Genomic DNA, 19,896 nt, shown 5'->3' with positions numbered 1-19,896 from the left:
GGTCATAGCCTTTTTCTTTTTCTGCCATAAACAAATCATACTTCTTTTACCGGCTTAATTTATTAGTTAAGTTTACGTTAATTTAGCAGTTCTTTAACCCAATAAAATGAGCTTTATCCTGAAACCGGTTGATACGGTTGATACGATTGACCCGATAACTTTTCAAAAAGAATACCTTGCCAAACGCAAACCGTTAGTAATAAAAGGTTTGACCAAAAACTGGTCTGCCCGCGAAAAATGGACGCCGGAATACATGAAAGCTGCCGTTGGCGATAAAACGGTTCCGCTTTATGATAATTCTAAAGCTGACCCTTCCAAACCCATTAACGCCTCGGCAGCCGAAATGAAGTTTGCAGATTATATTGATTTGATCAAAACGCAACCAACTGAACTGCGTATTTTCTTCTTCAACATTTTTAAACAAGCGCCGCAACTGCTGAATGATATTGTGCTGCCAAAAGATCTGATGGGCGGATTTTTAGAAAGCATGCCGGCCATGTTTTTTGGCGGATCAAACTCGGTTACGTTTTTGCATTACGATATTGATTTACCGCACATTTTCCATACCCATTTTGGCGGAAGGAAACACGTGATTTTGTTTGAGAACAAATGGAAACGGCGTTTATATTGCATCCCGAATGCCACTTATGCTTTGGAGGATTACGATGTTGCCAACCCGGACTTCACCAAATTTCCGGCGTTAAAAGGAGTAGAAGGCCAGGAAGTTTTCTTAGAACATGGCGATACGTTGTTTATGCCAACCGGTTACTGGCATTGGATGAAATATCTTGATGGCTCCTACTCGTTAAGTTTGCGTGCTTGGGATGCTTCCATCAGTCGTAAAGTAGCAAGTTTGTGCAATTTGGCTTTAAAAGGCGGCGTGGACAGTGTTTTGAAGATGGCTTTAAAAGCGCCTTATGCTAAATTTCGCGAAGAACTGGCCATAAAACGGGCAGAAAAAGCATTGGCAGCAGGAAGCCCCCGGTAAATGTAGAGACGTTGCAATGTAGAGACGTTGCAATGCAACGTCTCTACCGAAAACCCAATTACAATCGGAAATACCAATTTACCGGTGCTTCATCACCCCAACCTGTTCACAATACTCCAAAACCGGGCAAGTAGAGCAATGCGGCAAAACGCCGGTACAAATGTGTTTGCCAAAAGGCATCAGCAAACGGTTCACGTCAATCCATTTTTCCTGCGGAATGGTTTTTTGCAGGAAAAGCATGGTTTGTTCCGGCTGCGTTGTTTGCGTAATTCCCCAGCGGTTAACTACGCGGTGCACGTGAATATCCACACTAATTGCCGGTAGTTTCGCGGCAACACCCAAAGCTAAATTGGCACATTTCGGCCCTACTCCTTTTAGTGCAATTAAATCATCAAAACTAGCTGGCAATTGGCCATTGTATTTTTCGATTGCAACTTTTGCGATGCCCAGCATGGTTTCTGCTTTTTGCCCGGGGAAACTACTACCATATAGCAACTGCGTTAAATTTTCATGTGGTAAAAGAAGCATGGCTTGCGGCGTTCGTGCCTGATCAAACAAACGCAGCGAAACCGGAATCGTAGTTTCATCCATCGTTCGGACAGAAATAATGCAGGAAACCAGTTGCTCAAACAAAGAAGTAAAACCGCGTTCGTACAACTCAAACATCGCCGCTTTTGGATATTTGGCTATGGCTTGTTCGATGCGAGTTAGGACGGTTTCGAGGTTGAAGAGGAGTTTCATGAAGAGGAAAAACCTGGTAGCGGAAATTGTTTTTATCGTTTTGTATGACTAATAACAATTCATCTATAAGCCATTAAATAAAATCTAATGCAGAGACTTGTATAGGTTTACCACTAATACCATAAGTGGCAAGAATCAAGAAACCCTAATTTAAAAAAAAGACCAGTCATCTCTGACAGGTCTTAATTCTTAAACTTGGTTACGTTGTTCTAAACAAGAGGCTTGACCAAGCATCACAAAACAAAAATAATTATATTTGTTTGAATGACAAAATATATAGAGTGGAGTTCGGTAAATTCAAAAGGTATTTTTCAACGTCAAGGGTAAACAGATATTTAATTGCAACAGGCAATTCAACAGAAAAAACAGTCAAATTATACAAGGCAAACCTCAAAGTGGCGCAGGTGTTTCACCCGCTTGTTTGTATTCTTGAAGTAGTTTTACGAAACACATTAAATAACGTTTTAACCTCCCATTTCGATGACCCTAATTGGATCATCAATCAAAAGACAGGATTTATGTCTGACCCAACACTACGGTTTACCCATAAGCAAACAGGACAAGTTATAACAAACGATTTTTTAAAGCGTGAAATAGCTAAAGCCGAAAAACGGCTTCAAAATACAAGAACCCTTATCACAAGTGGTAAAATAATTGCAGAACAAACATTTGGATTTTGGAGTGATTTGTTTGAAGTGCATCATTATCGGCTTTTAAAAGGTAAACCGATACAGATATTTCAAACGTTGCCATCGGGATATGGCAGAAAAGATATTAAAGACGAATTAGATAAAGTAAGGATATTTAGAAACCGAATTAACCATAATGAACCTGTTTGCTTTAATGGTAATGTTATAGATTTTACAGAAACATTAGCGGTTTACAATTCAATCATCAATTTACTTGAATTGATTGACCCTGAGCTTTTAAAACTTATATCTAACCTTGATATGGTTCAAGAAACAATTGATAAAGCTCAATCAATATAATACCTGTTCAACTCGAATGATCAGCCACAATCTTCCATTCGCCCCTAATTCTTCTCAGCCAAAGTGTAAAAAATCCTTGTGGCTCATCGGCTTCGCGTTTTAGCTTCCATTCGCCTAAAACAAACGCATTTTTTAAATCTATAACATTAATTTGCAAGATGTTGAAAGTCAAAATTCCCATGGCAGAATCGTCCGGATAACTTTTTTTATAGTTTTCGAGTGTGGTTTTCCAGCCGTATTTGGGTCCGTTTTTGCCCACAAAAAGCAACGAATCCGATTTCCAGTAACCTTGCATATAGCCATCTAAATCGCCGCGGTTCCAGGCCAAACGCTGCTTTTCCAGCAAATTTGAAATCGCCTTTTGGTCTTGGGCAAAAGAAAAGGCTGCTAAAAGAAGCATCAGGTTTAATAAAATCAACTTTTTCATTCTCTAAAAATAGCATTTAATCGGTTAAGCTTTAGCTTTACATTTTAACTTTTATTGAAATGGAAAAACAGGTTTTATGCTTCGGCGAAGTTTTGTGGGACGGTTTTGGCGCGGAGAAAAAAGCAGGCGGCGCACCCATGAATGTGGCGATGCACCTTTTACAGCAACAAATTCCAACTGAAATGATGACACGGATTGGCGAAGATGATTTAGGCGAAGAACTTCTCGTTTATCTGGAAACGCAAAAATTTCCAACGCAATTCATCCAACGCGACCCGGAATTGCCAACCTGTTTGGTTACCGTTCATTTAGATGAAAACGGGCACGCCAAGTACACCATTCCGCAGCCGGTTTCCTGGGACAATATCCAGCCCGAAAAAATAGGGGTAAAAGAAGCATTTCCGTTTGAGATGATTGTTTACGGAAGCTTGGCCTGCCGCACACCAACAAGCTTAAACACGCTGCTGCTGTTGCTTAAAAACCACGTTTTCAAAGTGTTTGATGTCAATTTGCGCCCGCCGCATTACAACTTAAACGTCATCGAAACTTTGGCACAAAACGCTGATGTGGTAAAAATGAACGACGAGGAAATGCTTCTTTTATCGCCCCAAAATGAGCAACACGCTTCGCTGGAAGATAAAATGAAAGAGTTTAGCCGCCGATACCATGTTAAAACGGTTTGTGTAACGCTGGGCGGAAACGGCTGCATCGTTTTGCACCAGAACCATTTTTACCGGCATCCGGGTTTTAAAGTTGAGGTGGTGGATACCGTTGGCGCAGGCGATTCTTTCCTCGCTACGTTTATTGCCGGTTTATTAAACCAGCTACCAATGGAGGAAATCCTGGTCAATGCTTCGGCAATCGGCGCTTTTGTGGCTGGCAGTTACGGCGCAAATCCGATTTACGATCTCGAAAAAATAAATGCCATCAAACAGCAGAAATAATTGGTTTTAAGCGTTAAATCCGTAACTTAACGTTATGCTTCTGCAAAAGTAGCAGCATGTCATTTTGCTGACAGTTTTTTTGCTGGCTTAGGTTTACATCAAACTAATGCTTCATTTTGTCCGTTGTTAAAAAGAAAGGTTTAAAATGCGCGGTTTCGCTTTCTCCAAATATATCCCTCAGCAAATCCCCAAAGGCGGTTTTGATGATTTAATGAAATTGTTTCTCGAACTCCTCAATTATACCGCCGGTGATGCTGGCGAGGCATTGGCCTGGATGAACGAGCTGGACAAACAATACAACATGACCAACGATGAGTATGGCATGGGCAACTTTATTGATGACCTGAAAGAAAAAGGTTACCTGGATGAAGACAAAGAAAAAGGTGAACTTAAGATAACCGGAAAAACAGAACAAAGTATTCGTCAATCAGCTTTGGAAGAGATTTTTGGCAAGCTAAAAAAATCGGGAAAAGGCAACCACCGTTCGCCGCTTTCCGGTCAGGGCGACGAGAAAAATTCTGAACGGCGCGAATATGAATTTGGTGATAGTTTGGATCAGATTGATATGACGCAATCTATCCACAACGCGCAGGTAAATCATGGCATCGGCGATTTCAGGATGACGGAAAAAGATCTGGAAGTAGAAGAAATGGATTTTAAAGTGCTTACTTCTACCGTTTTAATGATTGATATTTCGCATTCCATGATTTTGTACGGAGAAGACCGAATCACGCCAGCTAAAAAAGTGGCGATGGCTTTGGCAGAGTTAATCCGTACAAAATATCCAAAAGACACCTTGGATATTGTGGTTTTTGGCAACGATGCCTGGCCAATTACATTACAGGATTTGCCGTATTTGCAAGTCGGCCCGTATCATACCAACACATACGCCGGTTTGGAATTGGCGACAGATTTGCTTCGCCGCAGGAAAACCCAAAACAAACAGATTTTTATGATCACGGATGGCAAGCCAACTTGCCTGAAAGAAGGATTAAAGTACTATAAAAACAGTGTTGGTTTGGATCGAAAAGTGGTAAACAAAACGCTGAACATGGCGGCGCAATGTAAACGTTTGAAAATCCCGATAACCACGTTTATGATTGCCAAAGATCCTTATTTACAACAGTTTGTACGTAAGTTTACCGAAACTAATGGTGGCAAAGCTTTTTACAGTTCGTTAAATGGTTTGGGCGAATATATTTTCGAAGATTACATCAGAAATAGAAGAAGGACTGTTAGGTAGAAGGAGTCCGAAAGACGAAAAGTCAGGAAGTCCGAAAGACGGAACTGCAATGCTTCTTTTATCAACATAAATTTATTAAATCACTTAGTTCTGGTTGTAGCGTTCCTACTTTCTAACTAAAATTAAAAAACTATAAAATCCGAATTCGGCCTTTCCCGACTTTCGGACAACTAAAAACCATCCAAATCCGGGCTTACGGACTTTCTTATAAAAACTATGAACAACATCACCACGCTTAGAGAACTAAAACAAAGCGGATATAAATCCAGATCGGTAAAAGAAGAATTAAGAGAAAACCTGATCAAACAGTTGCAGCAAAAAGAAAACGGTTTTGAAGGCATCATCGGTTTTGAAGATACCGTAATGCCAGATCTGCAAACGGCTATTTTATCGCGCCACAATATTTTGTTGTTGGGTTTACGAGGACAAGCAAAAACGCGTATTGCCCGTTTGATGGTGAATTTGCTGGACGAATTTGTACCGTATATTGCTGGTTCCGAACTGTTTGACGACCCTATGGAACCGATTTCCTGGTTTGCCCGCAACGAAATCGAAACCAAAGGTGATGATACACAAATTGCCTGGCTACACCGTTCCGAACGTTATACCGAAAAATTGGCTACGCCCGACGTTACCGTTGCCGATTTAATTGGCGATGTTGACCCGATTAAAGCAGCAACCATGAAGCTGACTTATTCGGACGAACGCGTTATCCATTTCGGTTTAATCCCGCGTGCGCACCGCGGCATTTTTGTGATTAACGAATTGCCAGATTTACAAGCTCGTATCCAAGTGGCGCTTTTTAATATTTTGCAGGAAAAAGACATCCAAATCCGTGGTTTTAAATTGCGTTTGCCTTTGGATATACAATTTGTGTTTACGGCAAACCCGGAAGATTATACCAATCGCGGTTCTATCGTTACGCCTTTAAAAGACCGGATCGAAAGTCAGATTTTAACACATTATCCGCGTACGGTTGAAATTTCCCGCCAAATTACGCAACAGGAAGCCAAGTTATCTAAAGAACAAAAAGCAACGGTTGAAGCCGATGATTTGGTAAAAGATTTGGTAGAACAAATTGCTTTTGAAGCGCGAAATTCAGAATACATTGATAAAAAATCGGGCGTTTCTGCACGTTTAACGATTTCTGCTTATGAAAACCTGATTAGCAATGCCGAACGTAGGATGATCATCAACCGCGAAAAAAATACGTTCGTCCGCATTTCTGATTTTTTGGGCGTTATCCCGGCCATTACCGGAAAGATCGAACTGGTTTATGAAGGCGAACTGGAAGGACCGGCAAAAGTGGCCAATATTTTGGTTGGAAAAGCCATCAAAACCTTACTGCTAAACTACTTCCCGGAACCGGAAAAAGCTAAGAAAAGCAAAAAACCAAACCCTTACCAGGAAATTATCAGTTGGTTTAGTGCCGGAAACAACATTTCTATTATTGATGATTTGCCAAACCAGGAATACAAAAAACTGCTGTTATCGGTTCCCGGATTGAAGGATTTGGTGAAGAAAAACCATCCTTCACTTACCGAAAACAACCAACTGCTGTTGATGGAATTTGTGCTGCACGGTTTGGCCGAGTTTTCGCAGGTTAATAAAGGTTATTTGGATAACGGCTATTCGTTTTCGGATATGTTCGACAGCTTATTCAACATGAAAAAAGACGACGACCTGGATTTTGACGACCGTTATTAGAATGCTTCTTTTACCGGTATATTTTCATGACTAACCCTTTCCTCTTAATCGGCGTTTGCATCCTACTGTTGCTCGCCGATTTTTATATTATCAGCGGCATTCGCGGCGCGCTCAAAAAATTCAGTTTTCGCTTTGTAAAAAGGTTTACCATTATTTTTTGGACCGTTTCGCTGTTGTTGATCGTTGGCGTTTTTGTATCGGTTTATTTCAATATTGGCGTTGGCCCGCGAGCAGCAATTTTACTGGTTTTTTTCATCTTGCTGTTGGCCAAAGTCTTTTTGCTGCCGTTTATTTTAGTAGACGATGTACGCCGGATTTTTTTGTGGATTGCCCGAAAATATAAGAAACCAGAACCAGAGTTTCCGGCGAGCCAGCCTAAACCAGACCACATTCCACGTTCCGAATTTTTGATGAAAGCTGGTTTAATTACGGCTTCCCTCCCGCTGGCTTCGCTTTCTTACGGCATTATTTCAGGCGCTTATGATTATCGCGTTCGCCGCCAAACCATTTATCTGCCTAATCTTCCTAAAACCTTTGACGGGATAAAACTTGGACAGATTTCCGACATCCATTCCGGTAGTTTTTACAATAAAAAAGCGGTTTCGGGCGGCGTAGATATGTTGCTGAAAGAGAAGCCTGATTTTATATTTTTTACCGGCGATTTGGTAAACAACCGGACTATCGAAGTAAAAAATTACATGGATATTTTTTCCCGGGTAAAAGCTCCTCTCGGCGTGTTTTCTGTTTTGGGCAACCACGATTATGGCGATTATTACACATGGGATTCCTTACAAGCCAAACAGCAAAACCTGAAAGACATTTTAACTGTGCACAAAAACATGGGCTATGATTTGTTGATGGACGAGAACCGCAGGCTGAAAGTTGACGGCGAAGAAATCGGCATTCTCGGCATCCAAAATTGGGGCGCGTTAAGCCGTTTCCCCAAATATGGGCGGATGGATTTGGCTACCAAAAACACGGACGATTTGCCCGTAAAGCTTCTTTTATCGCATGATCCTTCACATTGGCGCGCGCAGGTTTTGCCGCAATATCCACAAATAGACATGATGTTTTCCGGCCATACGCACGGTATGCAGTTTGGCGTCCGGTTGCCGCATTTTCAATGGAGCCCGGTGCAATACATTTACAAAGAATGGGCCGGCCATTACCAGGAAAACAACCAGCAATTATACGTCAATGTAGGTTACGGCTTCCTGGGTTATCCCGGCCGGGTTGGCATTTTGCCAGAAATCACCATTTTTGAATTTAAATCAGGCGTTAATCCGTATCCTGTAAAGAATTCTTAATCAATAAGCAGCATATTTGGTTTTCTATTTTGGATGAGGAAACTATTTTATGCCGCTTTTGATTTTCTGTTGTTCAGCAACCTGTTTATGGCTTTTTGCGCCGTGGCGCAAGCCTTGGTTACTTTTATTTTGATTGGTGCAAAACCGGTTTATCCTGTGCTGGCTATCCTGTTTTGCTCCACGCTTTTCATTTATAATTTCAGCATATTAATTACCAAACCACAGCATCCCGAACTTTCTCCTTTTAAGCGTGTCCACTGGTTTTTTGCGCGTTACAAATTGATGGTTGCTATCACCATCATTTCAGCCATACTTCTTTTACCATTGTTTTTTTGGGTTTCGCCCCAATCAAAAATATTGCTGGTTTTGCTTTCCGTTTTGTCAATTGGTTACGGCATGCCTTTGTTTTCCGTTGGAAAACAGAAATTTGGCCTGCGTAATATTCCAGGGTTAAAACTGCTGCTCATCGGACTGACATGGGCTTTAAGCATTGTGCTTTTGCCCATTTTTGAAGCGCAACATCTGCAACATCTGGCCATTTCAAAAACCGACATACTTCTTTTAACGGCAAAAAGGTTTTTGTTTATCACAGCCATGGCCATTCCGTTTGATATCCGCGACCTATTCCACGACCGGAAAGTTGGTTTGAAAACTATTCCCGTTGTTTTTGGGGAGAAAAATGCTTACTTGCTTTGCCAGATTTTGCTGGCGGGTTACTTAGTTTTGCTGTTTTTTTTTAGAGAGCCTGATTTTAACAGCAATTTTTTCGCACTTGCAATTACCATTGTGTTGGCCAGTTGGCTCATCTTTCGTTCTAATTTTATAAAAAACGAGTATTATTATTTCTTTTATGTAGATGGCGTTTTGATTTTGCAGTATGTGTTGATGTTGGTGTTTAAATCAATAATTTAATTTGAGAAAAACTGACCGAATTTGGCATTAAATTAAAACCTGATAGAATAAGACCTGTTCTAAAAGTTAATTAAAATTCGTTTATGGAAAATTCAAAACAAGTTCCGATCATGGTTGGGGCACAAGAAGGACAAAGCATTTCGGTGGTAGGCGATACTTACCGCATATTAGTTACCGGTAAACAAACCGGCGACGCTTTCGCGGCAATTGATATGCTTATCCCTCCCAACGGAGGCCCTGGCCCACATGCACATGCCAATTTCCAGGAAACTTTTTTTGTGATCGAAGGCGAAGTGGAGGTAAAATCAGAAGCCGGGTCTTATCTCGCTACCGCAGGTTCTTTTGTAGTTATCCCTAAAGGAGGGATTGTACATGACTTTAAAAACCATACCGACAAAACAGCACGCCTGCTTTGCGTTGTAGTCCCGTCTGGTATGGAAGAATTCTTTTTAGCGATCAGCAAGCCGGTAGCTTTCGGTACTTTCCTGCCACCAGTTACAGATCCGGAATCAATGAAAAAAATGAAGGCCATCGGAGAAAAGTATGGGCAGCAAATGTATCCACCGGATTACTTGGATAAGAAGTAATATAATGTGTTATAATTGGCAGGTGCTAAAAAAACAATTTTATAACTTGTCTGCCATCAAGTTTTGTATCTGCACAATTTGCAATGCTTCTTTTATACCTGTAAATTTTATTTTCCTAAATACGGACAGCTACAACAGCATTAATTTTATGGGATAAAAGAAGTATAAAAGGTATTTTGCATCAAGATCATATCTCCAAATTGCTTTTTTGTTTTGATTGGCAGATTAAACCTTTTTAAAAACCAAGGCAGAAATGGAATGTGCCGGGAAAGTATATTCAGACACTACGCCATTTAGTTTTCTTTCGCTTGCTATCACTACGTTTTTCTGCGGCTGTTCCAACGTATTGATTGCAAGTATAGTTGCGGCATTTAGTTCATAAACTTTAACGGTATTGTATTTTTTGCTGTTGATATTGCCTAAACCGGTTTTTACGGCCAATTCGGGATGGCGGTTAACTACAAAAAGGGTAAGGGTTCCGTCTGCATCATTTAGGGTCGCCGATACATCCAGCACCTGCGCGCCTTCCGCCCCCGGCATCTGAATATCGCTGGTTTTTACCTCGCACTTGAGGCTGATGTTGCCCGCGTGCTTGCGGTAAAATTGCATAGGATAATAAATGGTCTGGCAAACGGATGCTGTTTTACTGGTCATAATAGGTGCCAGCACATTCACTGTTTGCGCCCAGGTAGCCATGCCAACTACAGATGCCTGCCTTTGCATAATATTAAAAAACGTGGCCGTGCCCAAAGCATGGTTCCAGTTATATTGGTCTTCCAGGTTATAAGCGCCGCCACCCGATTCCCAAATACCCAACTCGTCAATCGCAATTTTAACCGGAGCTGGCCTTGGCGGGAAACGGTACCACCTATGGAAATTGGCAACTTTTGCCGGGGTAAGGACCTGTATCTTTTGTTTAAGGTCAAGGATATTCTTTTCTAATTTTTCTATGCGCGGGAAAAGTGATGCCGGTTTGGTTTTATCGGCACCTACATAGCAATGCAAAGAAATGTAATCACATACATCGCCCATTTCCTTTAACAAGTATTCGTTCCAAGCGTTATCATCTGCACCACTTAATATGAGTTTTATAGATTTATCCTGCAGCTTCATCGCCTTAGTATAAAACCATGCTTCCTTTACGTAATCTTCTACTTTTTGCAGGCGGCCAATATCAGGTTTGGCCGCTTCCTCGTTGCCCAGCCCCCAGTATTTTACTTTAAATGGGTCTATATGCCCATTTTTACGGCGCAAGTTGGTATAATACGTGTCTTGGTTGCCGTTGCAATATTCTACCCAGTTGCCGGCCTCTTCGGCAGTGCCCATATTTACGGAGAAGTAAGGTTCTGCACCAATGATTTTTGAATACGCTACGGCTTCATCTGTACCGAAATGGTTGTTCTCCACGCCGCCCCAAATCAGGTTTGGCCGGCCATGTCGTTCGTTAAGTGGGCCTATACCATCCATCCAATGGTATATTTTGGTAAACGTACCACCAGGATAACGTAGTACGGTGGGCTGCATCTGCTTTATTTTTTCCAATACATCCAAACGGATGCCTTTTTTGTCAGAAAGCGGCGAACCTTCTTCAAAAATGCCTCCGTTAATTGCGCGCCCCAAGTGTTCAATAAACTGCCCGTAAATGGCTTTGTCTATAAGGCCTTCCGGGTTGGCAAAGTCTATATAGATTGATGCCTGCAACAAAGGCTTGTTAAACAACTGGCTAATAGCGGCAACTGATCTGTTTTTTAACGTTAAACTTAACCCACCTGTTGCAGCAAGGGAAATAAAATGCCTTCTCGATAACATACTGGAAATTTATCTTCTATTTTAAAATGGTGCATTGTTCAATTTTTTGTTGTAGCCCTGCAACATTGTAAGCGCATGTTTAAATTTTAATAAAAAACGCATGCTTCTTTTACCACTATAAAATTGGTGTTTGCATCAATTAAAATGAAACCAAAACTAAATATTTACCAATTTTTAGGTGATAAAAGAAGCATCAGGCAAAATTTAAACAGCTTCTAAATGATTTTTGAATCGGTAGTTACGAGTTTGTACTGCATCACGGCATATCAATACTTGTATTTATACTGTTTGCATTAAAAGCATCGGTAATTAATTGTAGCTTTTTGGTACTGAGGCCGGCAAGGGCAACTTCAATAGTTACGGTTTTGGATTCGCCAGGCAATAAGCTGAAAAAATTGTCTGTGTAATAAATGGGCGCCAGATTATTTTTGGTATCGTCCTGCAATTTTAACTGCGTAAAAAAAGCCAACGATTTCGAAGAATTGCTTATGCTTGCCTGAATAAGCAGTTTACCATTGGCTACATGCTTATTAACAGTTACATCCAATTTTGCTTTCGGCAATTTGTTAATATCCTCAAACCCGGAAACCGCCGGGCCTGTCATTGTCCAGGCACCTTTATAGGCATCGTTAGACCGCCAATAAAAGGCGTCCGCAACTACCTTTCCCTGATTGTCCTTCAATTTCAACTTTATAAAATGCACCTGGGTAATGTTGGCTGGGAAATCTAATTTAATGGCATCATTTACAACGCCATCGGCAGGAATATTTATTTGATTTGCTTTTTTTAAAATCACGTTTGAGTTCAGGTCATAAACCGTAGCTTCCACGCTGTAATTATTAAATGCTTTGCGGTAATCATTATATACAGATACCGTATTTTTTAAATAATCAAATTGCGGATGTAGTGGTGCAAGGCCGTTTTGCGAATAGTATAATGCTGCGGTTGGTTCCAAATACCAATCATACATGCGCGAAGCCGTTTGCGGCAACGGACTGTTGTGATACCAGAACAACAATCCGGATGCAAAACGGTCGCCATAACCAAATTTATTATAGTTCCATACTTCCCATATAGCCCTGAAATTCATGGCCCCTACAAATTGGGCCTTCCTTGCAAATTCTTCTATTGATGATGATTTTCCAAATTCGTTAACGGCCTCCCTGTATTTAGTGGTTATCTGGTGAAATCCGTTTCCGTCCAAATAATTCCATACCGAATCGTTGATTGGCCATAAATCTTTAGCCGGCATCATTTTTTTTAATGATTCTAATATAGGTGTGCTTGGCGTGCCGTATTCCGGGTTAAAGCCATCCACACGGCTACCTCTTTTAGATGCTGTATTTTCAAAATACTGCATCGGGTTTTCATATTTATAAGGGCTGCCGTCATGTACGCCACAACATTCTGATTGTACCTGGTAGCCGCGGGTGGGGTCGAGCCTTTCAACAAGCGCGCGGGTTCCTTTTACTTCTCCTGATTCGTTGGCAGCTACGTAATAAGCAAGCGCGGGGTGATTACGGATCCTTTTCACAGTGTTTTCGAAATTTTTCAGGTACAAAGTTGTATCAGTAGGGAAACGGGTATCGCCCGTTAGCCAAAACTCGTTCCATATTAAAAATCCAAATTTATCACATAGCTGGTAGAAATAATCAGACTCTGCAATGCCTCCTCCCCATAAGCGTAAAAAATTAACGCCTGCCTGTTTGGTGTACCTCAATTCAGCATAGGTACGCTGTTCCGTATTGCGCAGCATTGCTTCGGGCACCCAATTGGTACCTCTTATAAATACAGGCTGGCCATTTACCAAAAACCTTCTTGACTTATCAGGCGTGTTTTGATCAGAAGATATTTCCCTCACACCAAATTGTGTAGTAACGGAATGGCTTACCTGGTTTAACGAACCGGTATATTTTACCGTTAGCGTATATAAACTCTGGCTACCTTTATTTATTGGCCACCATAATTTAGGGTGATGTATGGTTAATGAAGGATAATCTTCGGGATTAAATATGACCGTCCGTGTTTCATTGGGCGCAAGCGTAATTGGTTTACTAAATGTATTTCCGCTTTCAATTATTTTACCTGATAAAACTCCCTTTTGCACCTTATCGGATGCATTTTTTACCTCAACAGATACCGTTTGTTTAGCTAATGAAGTATCAGGCAAAGGCATTTTGGTTTGTATAAATGGGTTTTCCAACACAACATCGCCGGTAGCATATAATTCTACATCACGCCATATCCCTGTATTCCTGTCGCGTATACCATCAGGCGAGGTAAAATCCCAGCCTACGCTCATCAGCATGGTTACATTTTTTCCGATTTCGCCGTCCCCGCCATTATGGTTTTCACCAACCGCGCCTGTCCGGCCTTGTCCTGGTTTGTAGTAGGTACCCGGGACATCAACAGGCAACACATCAACAGCCAATATATTTTCACCGTTAGGTTTGGCTATGCCGGTAAGATCATAAGACTGGGCGTTGAACATACCGGCCATTTTCCCTAAACTCTTGCCGTTTACCCATATTTCGCAGCGATAATTTATTCCATGAAACTTTAGCCAAACGCGTTTCCCTGAGAATGATTTTGGGATGGTAAAAACAGTACGAAACCAATAATGATAAAATTCTTTTCCGGCATCGGCTATATCAGGGATCAGTTTTTTTGACCGGCGGTTGTTGTCGCCGTAATAAGGTTCAGGGTACACTTTGTTTGCAACCAGGCTGTTCAATACCGTTCCGGGTATAATTGCTGCTTGCCAACCGGATGTATTGTATTGAACCGACGAAACCTCTTTCCCTTCGGCCCCATTGGCTTTATGCATCTGCCAGGCATATGCCCCGTTATAACCTTTTGCAGACCTTAGAAAAACAGATTGGCTTGCCGAGGGCTGCGATAAATGAGCCTGAGTTTGTGCAAATAAGGCACTCTCCAGCAGCAAAAAACAAGTAGTTATAAGTATGTATTTTTTATTCATGAATGGTAAGAGCCTGTTTTGAATTTATATTATAAAAAAGTGTAATGCTTCTTTTATGCCTATAATTTTGGTGTGTAAATATTATACAGGTACAAAAAGCACCATGGGCCAATGATTTTTAGGTGATAAAAGAAGCATAGAAAATAAATGAATAGAATTTAAACAAGCTCTAAAGCTAACTATTTTAATTGTTTCTGTTAAAGGGATACGGTTACCCGCATCCCTTTATGTCGTTTTAATAACCCGGATTTTGTGGATACTTAGGGCCTGCAATAGTCCTGTCAATTTGAGATTGTGGTATCGGGCGTAATACATGGTAGGGCTTTATATTAATGCTGCCATCGGTATTATGCAAACGAACCCTTTCAACCAGCTTCCCCGTCCTAACCAAATCCAGCCACCTAAATTGTTCACCACATAATTCCCTGGCATCTTCATCTAAAATGAAATCGAGGGTAACATTTGAAGGTGTAATATCCATAGCTGCTGCATTACCATTCGGATAGGCAGCCCTTTCCCGCACAGCGTTAATGTATTTTGCCGCATCAGTGCTATTGCCTAAATTAAAGGCTGCTTCGGCAGCCATTAAATAAGTCTCCGCTAAACGATAAACAATTATAGGCCTGATGGAAACATTATTTATCCCAATTCTTTTGGTATCCTGATATTTTAGCATGGTTGGGAATAGTTGAAGATTGTATTTACGGGGTGGAACTAATAAATACCGGGTAGCCGCTATTTTGGCATCGCTTACATCTACGCCAGGCATATACACGGCAGTATCGCCCAAGGTATATTTTGGCACACCATTAACTTTTGGAATCTTATTGACATCATTTGACAACCATAAGGCCTGAAACGTTTTAAAATATCTGCTGTCGTTGCTTTTATCCCTATAAGCAGTATCGGTTAACCAACGTGTTGGCATTACCCTGGCAAATGGCCTTCCATAAGCGATCGAACGGCTTAGTCCCGGAAAATTTTCATACCCCATAACATAAAAAAACAACAGGCTATTGTCTCCATTCCCCAAGCCATTGTCTCCATTCGCATTGTAAGCCAAATTTGACGTATGCTGAACTGACCATAAAACTTCCTTATTAGCCTCATTGCCTTCTGCATATACCGATGCAAAATCAGGCAATAGCCCGAGGCCCAGTGATGTACTATTATCAATTAAACTTTTTGCTGTATTAAAAGCATTTTGAAAATCGTCAGGTTTTTTTGCCGAAGAATAAGCCCTGGTTAAATACACTTTGGTTAACAAATGCCTGGCAGCAGCGGCGGTAGCTTTACCAGGAAGCACGCCATTTTGAACAGGGCTTACCGGCAAGGCAGCAATAGCATCCGTTAAATCACTAATGATGAAATTATAAACATCGGCAATAGGCGAACGGGTAGCGGATGTTGTTGGCTGGCTGATAAAATGTTGGTTTAGCGTAACATCCCCCCAAAACCTTACCAATAAAAAATAATAATTGGCCCGTAAAAACTTGGCTTCGCCAACTTTAAGTTTTAAGGTAGCAGGATCTATACCTGTAACTCCGGCACTGTTATCAATGATACCATTACAGTCATTGATGTAAGCGTAACATACATTCCAAATCCCGGAGACCCAACCGCTACTGGAGTCAAAGTTGCTCGAATAACGGTTGATATCTGTATTACCGCCATTTCCAGAAATAAATTCATCAGTTCCTGGTTCAGTCATGGTCAAAAGATTTTCCGAACCCCAAAGTTGACGGTTCCCTGCGTAAGCAGCATCAAGGCCGGATTGCAGGCCCTGGGCTGTACTGAAATATTGCGGGGTTAGGATGGATTGAGGGTTTTCTTCCAGTTGTTTTTTGCAGCTTACCAGCGCACAAAGCAAAAACAATGTTGTAAATTTTTTTAAATATGTTGGTTTCATAACATTAAGGGTTAAAAAATTAAAACGATAGGTTTAATCCGGCTAAAATTGAATAGGTGCTTGGTACATCGGTTCCTAATGTTCCTTTTGATACAGGATCAATTCCAGATTCAGGATCAATTCCATGGTATTTGTTGGCATAAGATGAGAATAGTATAAAGGCATCATTTGCCGTAACATAAAACCTTAACGATTTAATTTTTAATTTTTCGATAATGGTTGGTGGTAAACTATAACCAAGGCTCAATGCCCTGACCTTTAAAAAAGACGCACTAAAGTAGGTTAACACACTTGAATATGGAGGTGCACCGTTATTTGCCCAGTTAGGCTTCGGAAAGTAATCCGCATGGTTTAAGGGCGTCCAGTAATCAACATTTAAATTACCGTTTCTTCCACCCAGGTCATTGGCATTACTTGAGTATAATGATGAAACCAAAGTGCCGCCGATACGATAAGAGGCTACAACTGTAAGGTCAAATCCTTTATAAGAAACTGTGTTTGATATGCCTCCCACAAATTTCGGATCACGATTGCCAATGATAGTTTTATCATTAGCATTAATTTTTCCATCGCCATTTAAATCTGCCACCCGAACATTGCCTATTACGGAAGATGGCCCTAATATTGTAAGGCCAAGCTTTTTAGCCTGGGCGCTATCGGCAGAAACATTTTGCCATATCCCCAACTTTTTGTAATCATATATCGAAGTGATGGACTGGCCAACAAACCAATTATTGCCAATATCTGAGGTAACCCCGCTCGCTAAGGCTGTAATTTTATTCCGGTTAAAACTTATATTGAACGTCGTATTCCAGGCTACGCTGTTTCTGCCGGTATTTTTAAAGTTTTGAGAAGTAATATTTAACTCTAAACCTTTATTTTCGGTTTTGCCAATATTAGCATAGTATTGTGAAGTATAGCCCGAAGTTATCGGCAAATTTTGGGGAAGAAGCAAGTTACTGGTATAAGCATGATAAGCATCTATACTACCGGTAATACGGTTGTTTAAAACTCCAAAATCCAGCCCGGCGTTTAGTGTCGCTGTCTTTTCCCATGTTAAAGATGGATTGGGAACATTGTTGGGATATGTCCCGGTAACATTTGTAGAGCCATAATTGTAGTAATTTATGGCTAAGCCCCCTAAAGTTTGATAAGGATTTACTGCGGAATTGCCAACTACACCATATCCTAACCTAAGTTTAAGGTCGGAAATAACATTTGAATTTTTTAGGAAATTTTCCTGGCTAATATTCCAGCCTGCCGCCGCAGACGGAAATGTATGATATTTATTCCCCTCTGCCAGGCGGGAAGCACCGTCAGAACGTACAGTTAGGGTCAACAAATATTTATTGGCAAAATCATAATTTATCCTTCCCATGTAGGAAACGATATCAAATTTTTGTGATGATCCTGAACCAGTTAAGTTTGATCCAAACCCCGGGTTAAAGTACTGTGCATTATTGGTAAGGATATTATTGTAACTAAATTGCGTTGATGCCTTGTAATCGTCCTGGGTACTAAACAAACCCGTAAAATTTATGTGGTGCTTCCCCGCAAAAGTATTATCATAAATCAATAAATTTTCAAGCGTATAATTATGATAATTGTAATTGGTATTAGAGGCCGTTGACGGGCCACCTAAATTCTGATAAGTCGCACTTCCAAAGTATTGTCCGTAAGTTTCCGGCGTTAACTGCACACCACCGTTAAAACGATATTTTAAATGCGGTAAAATTTGTGCTTCCAAGTAAACAGTGCTGAACGTATTAAACCTTAGGCGATTTTGAGCTACAGCGCCCGGAACCAAATTAGCCAACGGATTATATACGATCGTGCTGAACCCGGGATATGGCACCAGGTTTCCATTAGCATCATAAGGTGTAGTAAGCGGACTTAATCTTAACGCCTGGCCAACAGGGTTTATCCCTTCGCCATTGGTAGCACTTACGGAGTTAAGTGAACTAAAACCTACTTTAAATATCTTTCCCAATTGCTGATCTATGCTGATTTTTAAGGAATACCGCTGGAAGGACTGCCCGGTAAACACCCCTGTTTCATCATAAAATCCTGCGGATACTGCATACTGCGTTTTTTCTGTTCCCCCGGAAATCCCAAACTGGTTATCAGTTTTAAAACCGGTTTTGAAGATAAGTTTTTGCCAATTGGTAGATGTCCCGTTTTTAATTGCTGCTAATTCTGATGGTAAAAAGGTTAATGCGTCCGTATAAAATTTGGGGTCATCAATGCCCGAATAGCCATTTGGAACAGCAGGGTTTGTAGATAACGAATAGTTATAAATACCCCATTTTTTGTAAGTTTCAAACTCCTTTCCATCCATCGCGTCATACAAGGCCAGCGGCTTGGTTATTCCGGCGTATGAGCTGTAGGTAATTTCCGGTTTTCCGTTTTTACCCCGTTTAGTGGTAATCAAAATAACGCCGTTTGCACCGCGCGATCCGTAGATTGCTGTTGCAGAGGCATCTTTCAATATCTGTACCGATGCAACATCGTCCTGGTTTAAATCATTAATGTAGGCATCATTATAAGGCGAACCATCTACAATATATAGTGGCCCGTTTGAAGTGCCAAGCGACCTTTGCCCCCTGATTAAAACAGTCTGCGTAGCTCCGGGATGACTGTTGCCACCTGGTTTTTGAATATCAATACCGGGTGCCTGACCTTGTATTGCACTCAATAAATTGCTTGCAGGCACACTTTTTATCGCTTTTTCATTAATAGAAGAAATTGAACCGGTAACATCAGATTTTCGTTGTGTGCCATACCCAACTACAATTATTTCGGCTAAAGCAGATGCTTTTCCAATTAACGTAATAGTAAAATTTGTTTTGCCTTTTATAGCAATTTCCTGTGAGGTAAACCCTATCAAACTGAACACAAGGATCCCGTTATCATTTGGAAGCTTTAATGAAAATTTACCATTCGCATCGGTTGCTATGCCTGTTGTTGTGCCTTTCAATAAAACGGATACCCCCGGAAGCGGTTGCCCTTTCTCGTCGTTAACCGTACCGGCAATTGTAATTTCGGCCTGAAATACCGAACCAACAACGGGAGGCGGGCTGTTTTTGATAACAACGGTGTTCTCATTAATAACAAATGATAAAGGTTGGTCTTTAAAACATTTGGCTAAAACCTCAGCCAACGGTTCATCGGCTACGGAAAGGTCAACCGGCTTAGCCTTTTTAAGCATAGCTGTGTTATATATAAAACTATAGTTGCTTTGCCTGCTTATTTGATCCAGGACCTGAACAAGCGGTGCGTTTTTTACATGCATATTTATTTTCTGGGCATAAGTAGCAGCACTCACCTCCATCAGAGCAGCAACCCATAAGATA

General features: G+C 41.0%; 14 protein-coding genes. 8 read left to right on the top strand and 6 right to left on the bottom strand.

Annotation, left to right across the window (positions count from 1 at the left end):
- Positions 1 to 106 precede the first annotated feature (106 nt).
- On the top strand, positions 107 to 988 hold the full coding sequence (locus Q0192_RS02510) for a cupin-like domain-containing protein (protein WP_299285578.1): 882 nt from the start codon (positions 107 to 109) through the stop codon (positions 986 to 988).
- Positions 989 to 1,066: 78 nt separating this feature from the next.
- Here Q0192_RS02510 and nth read toward each other — a convergent pair whose 3' ends face one another.
- Positions 1,067 to 1,729: an endonuclease III gene (gene nth / locus Q0192_RS02505; protein WP_299285575.1), complete on the bottom strand. Its 663-nt coding sequence runs from the start codon at positions 1,727 to 1,729 to the stop codon at positions 1,067 to 1,069.
- 260 nt (positions 1,730 to 1,989) lie between these two features.
- Between nth and Q0192_RS02500 the strand changes: the two genes are divergently transcribed.
- Positions 1,990 to 2,718, top strand: coding sequence for an Abi family protein (locus Q0192_RS02500; RefSeq protein WP_299285572.1), 729 nt, complete (start codon positions 1,990 to 1,992; stop codon positions 2,716 to 2,718).
- Positions 2,719 to 2,725: 7 nt separating this feature from the next.
- Here Q0192_RS02500 and Q0192_RS02495 read toward each other — a convergent pair whose 3' ends face one another.
- A complete protein-coding gene (locus tag Q0192_RS02495; RefSeq protein ID WP_299285569.1) occupies positions 2,726 to 3,145 on the bottom strand; it encodes a DUF4440 domain-containing protein in 420 nt (139 codons plus the stop codon).
- Between the two features lie 59 nt (positions 3,146 to 3,204).
- Between Q0192_RS02495 and Q0192_RS02490 the strand changes: the two genes are divergently transcribed.
- The 6 genes from Q0192_RS02490 to Q0192_RS02465 all read left to right on the top strand — a co-directional run bounded on the left by Q0192_RS02490 (position 3,205) and on the right by Q0192_RS02465 (position 9,845).
- On the top strand, positions 3,205 to 4,089 hold the full coding sequence (locus tag Q0192_RS02490; protein ID WP_299285566.1) for a carbohydrate kinase: 885 nt from the start codon (positions 3,205 to 3,207) through the stop codon (positions 4,087 to 4,089).
- A gap of 145 nt (positions 4,090 to 4,234) precedes the next feature.
- Complete coding sequence (locus Q0192_RS02485; protein ID WP_299285564.1) at positions 4,235 to 5,332, top strand: VWA domain-containing protein; 1,098 nt, start codon at positions 4,235 to 4,237, stop codon at positions 5,330 to 5,332.
- Positions 5,333 to 5,548: 216 nt separating this feature from the next.
- Entirely contained in the window at positions 5,549 to 7,039 is a 1,491-nt protein-coding gene (locus Q0192_RS02480; RefSeq protein WP_299285562.1) for a sigma 54-interacting transcriptional regulator, read from the top strand.
- Between the two features lie 26 nt (positions 7,040 to 7,065).
- Complete coding sequence (locus tag Q0192_RS02475) at positions 7,066 to 8,346, top strand: metallophosphoesterase (protein ID WP_299285560.1); 1,281 nt, start codon at positions 7,066 to 7,068, stop codon at positions 8,344 to 8,346.
- A 33-nt stretch (positions 8,347 to 8,379) separates the two neighbouring features.
- Complete coding sequence (locus Q0192_RS02470) at positions 8,380 to 9,258, top strand: UbiA family prenyltransferase (RefSeq protein WP_299285557.1); 879 nt, start codon at positions 8,380 to 8,382, stop codon at positions 9,256 to 9,258.
- Between the two features lie 83 nt (positions 9,259 to 9,341).
- Entirely contained in the window at positions 9,342 to 9,845 is a 504-nt protein-coding gene (locus Q0192_RS02465; protein ID WP_299285554.1) for a cupin domain-containing protein, read from the top strand.
- A gap of 225 nt (positions 9,846 to 10,070) precedes the next feature.
- On the opposite strand, the gene Q0192_RS02460 is transcribed toward Q0192_RS02465, so the two are convergent.
- The 4 genes from Q0192_RS02460 to Q0192_RS02445 form a co-directional block, all read right to left on the bottom strand.
- On the bottom strand, positions 10,071 to 11,654 hold the full coding sequence (locus tag Q0192_RS02460; RefSeq protein ID WP_299285551.1) for an alpha-L-arabinofuranosidase C-terminal domain-containing protein: 1,584 nt from the start codon (positions 11,652 to 11,654) through the stop codon (positions 10,071 to 10,073).
- A 256-nt stretch (positions 11,655 to 11,910) separates the two neighbouring features.
- Positions 11,911 to 14,634 (bottom strand): sugar-binding domain-containing protein, encoded by a 2,724-nt coding sequence (locus Q0192_RS02455; RefSeq protein WP_299285548.1) that lies wholly within the window; start codon positions 14,632 to 14,634, stop codon positions 11,911 to 11,913.
- A 235-nt stretch (positions 14,635 to 14,869) separates the two neighbouring features.
- Positions 14,870 to 16,543, bottom strand: a complete 1,674-nt coding sequence (locus Q0192_RS02450; RefSeq protein WP_299285545.1) for a RagB/SusD family nutrient uptake outer membrane protein — start codon at positions 16,541 to 16,543, stop codon at positions 14,870 to 14,872.
- Between the two features lie 19 nt (positions 16,544 to 16,562).
- Positions 16,563 to 19,835, bottom strand: a complete 3,273-nt coding sequence (locus Q0192_RS02445) for a TonB-dependent receptor (protein WP_299285619.1) — start codon at positions 19,833 to 19,835, stop codon at positions 16,563 to 16,565.
- Positions 19,836 to 19,896 lie beyond the last annotated feature (61 nt).

The organism is uncultured Mucilaginibacter sp. (assembly GCF_937859865.1).
Classification (GTDB): Bacteria; Bacteroidota; Bacteroidia; order Sphingobacteriales; family Sphingobacteriaceae; genus Mucilaginibacter_A.
This window is presented reverse-complemented; position numbering and strand designations above follow the sequence as displayed.

What these genes read in the sequence shown, in the direction of transcription:
- Q0192_RS02475 (WP_299285560.1), top strand. Translation starts at nt 7,066, where the DNA reads ATGACTAACCCTTTCCTCTTAATCGGCGTTTGCATCCTACTGTTGCTC.
- Q0192_RS02445 (WP_299285619.1), bottom strand. Translation starts at nt 19,835, where the DNA reads ATGCATGTAAAAAACGCACCGCTTGTTCAGGTCCTGGATCAAATAAGC.
- Q0192_RS02490 (WP_299285566.1), top strand. Translation starts at nt 3,205, where the DNA reads ATGGAAAAACAGGTTTTATGCTTCGGCGAAGTTTTGTGGGACGGTTTT.
- Q0192_RS02455 (WP_299285548.1), bottom strand. Translation starts at nt 14,634, where the DNA reads ATGAATAAAAAATACATACTTATAACTACTTGTTTTTTGCTGCTGGAG.
- Q0192_RS02480 (WP_299285562.1), top strand. Translation starts at nt 5,549, where the DNA reads ATGAACAACATCACCACGCTTAGAGAACTAAAACAAAGCGGATATAAA.
- Q0192_RS02495 (WP_299285569.1), bottom strand. Translation starts at nt 3,145, where the DNA reads ATGAAAAAGTTGATTTTATTAAACCTGATGCTTCTTTTAGCAGCCTTT.
- Q0192_RS02450 (WP_299285545.1), bottom strand. Translation starts at nt 16,543, where the DNA reads ATGAAACCAACATATTTAAAAAAATTTACAACATTGTTTTTGCTTTGT.
- Q0192_RS02470 (WP_299285557.1), top strand. Translation starts at nt 8,380, where the DNA reads ATGAGGAAACTATTTTATGCCGCTTTTGATTTTCTGTTGTTCAGCAAC.
- Q0192_RS02510 (WP_299285578.1), top strand. Translation starts at nt 107, where the DNA reads ATGAGCTTTATCCTGAAACCGGTTGATACGGTTGATACGATTGACCCG.
- Q0192_RS02465 (WP_299285554.1), top strand. Translation starts at nt 9,342, where the DNA reads ATGGAAAATTCAAAACAAGTTCCGATCATGGTTGGGGCACAAGAAGGA.
- Q0192_RS02485 (WP_299285564.1), top strand. Translation starts at nt 4,235, where the DNA reads ATGCGCGGTTTCGCTTTCTCCAAATATATCCCTCAGCAAATCCCCAAA.
- Q0192_RS02460 (WP_299285551.1), bottom strand. Translation starts at nt 11,654, where the DNA reads ATGTTATCGAGAAGGCATTTTATTTCCCTTGCTGCAACAGGTGGGTTA.
- nth (WP_299285575.1), bottom strand. Translation starts at nt 1,729, where the DNA reads ATGAAACTCCTCTTCAACCTCGAAACCGTCCTAACTCGCATCGAACAA.